This is a genomic window from Mesorhizobium sp. M7A.F.Ca.CA.002.05.1.1, from assembly GCF_003998335.1.
In the GTDB taxonomy this organism is placed as follows: domain Bacteria; phylum Pseudomonadota; class Alphaproteobacteria; order Rhizobiales; family Rhizobiaceae; genus Mesorhizobium.
In genome coordinates this window covers 1-2,541 of the sequence record NZ_RZQI01000851.1, presented here as the reverse complement: position 1 = coordinate 2,541, position 2,541 = coordinate 1, and the positions used below count along the sequence as shown (strand labels likewise).

The 2,541-nt window shown below is 63.0% G+C and carries 1 protein-coding gene and 1 pseudogene; one reads left to right on the top strand and one right to left on the bottom strand.

Going from position 1 to position 2,541, the window contains the following annotated elements; all coding sequences use genetic code 11:
• Window positions 1–203: 203 nt before the first annotated feature.
• A complete protein-coding gene (gene ypfJ, locus EN939_RS29475; protein WP_127271204.1) occupies window positions 204–1,106 on the bottom strand; it encodes a KPN_02809 family neutral zinc metallopeptidase in 903 nt (300 codons plus the stop codon).
• A 187-nt stretch (window positions 1,107–1,293) separates the two neighbouring features.
• Between ypfJ and EN939_RS29470 the strand changes: the two are divergent.
• Window positions 1,294–2,541 (top strand): annotated as a pseudogene (locus EN939_RS29470) (hypothetical protein); the annotation flags it as partial.

Here is a 2,541-nt window from a genome sequence, read left to right as displayed (position 1 = left end):
GTGAAGACGAGCGCAAGGCCCCGTCTGGCGGTTTTGGGGTCGATCATGCTGGGTCAAGCTCCTCTGCTCGCCCTCAGGCGCAGGCGGACGCAGCTTATAGGCGAGCTCGCGGCAAGGAACAATGCGGGAACAGGCCGAATCTGGTCATCCTGACACCCCCTGACGACAACATCGCCGGCAGGTGAAGCTTGAAAACGGTCTGGTCAGATCGGCCCACTCAGCGTGTTGCAATCCGACAGCTTGCCGCTCTTGTAACCACGCGCCAGCCAGGTCTGCCGCTGCTGCGAGGTGCCGTGGTTGAAGCTTTCCGGTACGACATAGCCCTGCGTCTTCTTCTGCAGCGTGTCGTCGCCGATCTTTTGGGCAGCATTGAGCGCCTCTTCGAAATCGCCCTGCTCCAAGATGCCCTTCTGCCCGGTGAAATGCGCCCACACGCCGGCGAAGCAGTCGGCTTGCAGCTCGATGCGCACCGACATCTGGTTGGCCTCCGCCTGGTCCATGCCTTGCCGCATCTGGTTGAACTTGGACATAATGCCCGTCAAGTTCTGCACGTGGTGGCCTACCTCGTGCGCGATCACATAGGCTTGGGCGAAGTCGCCAGAGGCGCCGAACTGTTGGTCGAGTTGCTGGAAGAAGGTTGTATCGAGATAGACCTTGTGGTCGCCCGGACAATAGAACGGCCCGGCGGCCGACGATGCCGAGCCGCAGGCCGAACGGATTTGGCCGCTGAACAGCACCAGCTTCGGGTCCTCATATGTCAGCCCCTGCGATTTGAAGATCCCGGTCCACGTGTCCTCGGTCTCGGCCAGCACGGTCGCCACGAACTGCTTCATCTCATCATTGGCGGGCGTAGCAGAGCCGCTGTCCTCGGTAATCTGGCCGCCGCCGCCCGGCGCCAGTCCGCCGCCGCCACCCAGGATCGTCGACGGATCGAAGCCGAAATACCATCCGGCCAGCACCACCAGGATGACGAGGAAGATGCTGCCGCCGCCACCGGTGCGGCCGCCGATCGGAATGCGGAACTGGCCACCGCCGCCGCCGAGCCCGCCACCGCCGCTGCGGTCGTCCTCGATATTGTCACTCTGACGACGGCCTCTCCAGAGCATGGCAACTCCTCGCGCTGCAAACTTCCCCGTTGTTGCGGGGCTCAACCCAACAAACAACTATCTCAATGGTTGCTCCAAGTCACAGCATTTTTCCAGACCGCGGCGGTTCTGGCATGACGGCCTCACCGCTCTGGCCGAGAGTGCGCAAGGCCTGTAGCATTGCTCGTGGATGGGGGATGTATTGGGCTTGAAGACGATCGGTTCGTTCCTGTCGCTGATTGCGGCGTTGTTTTGCCTCGGCACGCCGGTAGCCGGCGCGGTGACGCTCGATTCCAGCGTTGCCGTCACCGACCCCGCCACTTTGCAGGCATTGGAACGCGGCGGACTGTCGATCAGCCGCCTGCTGGGGCCAGCGCTCGGCCTGACCCGCGAGGTCGACAATCGCGGTCTGTTCTCGGTACCGGCTTTGGCGACGGTGCGCGACACAGTCAAGCAGCAGATCGCCGACGAGCCGAAGACCAGTCCGGACCCCTATGTCGCCGACATGGCCAGATCGAAGGACACCAGCCAGAAATTCAATCCGAAATACATCGACGACGACGGCTCGACGCTGGACCTCACCGGCGTTGTCAACCGCATGGACCGCGGCTATCTCGGCCACACCGAATGCGGCGAGATCCGGCTGATCTACCGCTTCCACTATTCGATCGCTGAAAAGCCGGTGAAGGGAAAGGCGGGCCAGCGCATTTCCTCGCGGCTGCCGTTGACCATGAGCCTGGTGTTCAACGCCAAACCCAGGCAGGCACAAGCGCGCGCCTCCAAGGACCTGCCAGGCGCCACCGATGTGTCCTGCGCCGATATTGCCCAGCGCTGGCTGGCAGCCGGAAAAAAGGACCTGCCGCCCGACCAGCTTGCCGCCTGGCTGCGCTCCGACGAGGGGCCGCTGTCGGGCGCCATGCTCAATTCGTCGCAGATCATGCGACTCGAACTCAACATGCAGGTGCTGCGCCTGTCTGCCTCGACGCGGCGCGATTTCGGCGGTCATGCCGAATACCTCCTGAAGATCTTCAAATGGGATCCGGCGACGTCCAGCTTCTATGAAGCGAAGATGGAAAACCAGATCGACCGCGCCACCGTGCTGGCCGACAAGCCGTCCTTTGCCAGATGGCTGCTCACCGACCGCAACGTCTACGATCTGGATCACGGCCGGCTGGTCATCGATGAAAAATTCCTGGCCAGGAGCGCCGTCTCCGTCGCACCCGGCGGCCTCAGCCGGTCGCAGAACAACATCGTCTACGGGCTGGTCGACGACGCCGACATCGACAAGGCGCTGAAGGACTACGTCGCCAGGGGCAATACGCTCGCCACCATCAAGTCGGCGGCCGGCTTCAAATTGCGGCTCAACGAGATGAGTTGCACCGGTTGCCATCAGACGCGCGGCATTGCCGGCTTTCATTACACCGGCGCCGATCCGGCCAGCGAGCCGCGCCGCAAC

What these genes read in the sequence shown, in the direction of transcription:
- ypfJ (WP_127271204.1), bottom strand. Translation starts at nt 1,106, where the DNA reads ATGCTCTGGAGAGGCCGTCGTCAGAGTGACAATATCGAGGACGACCGC.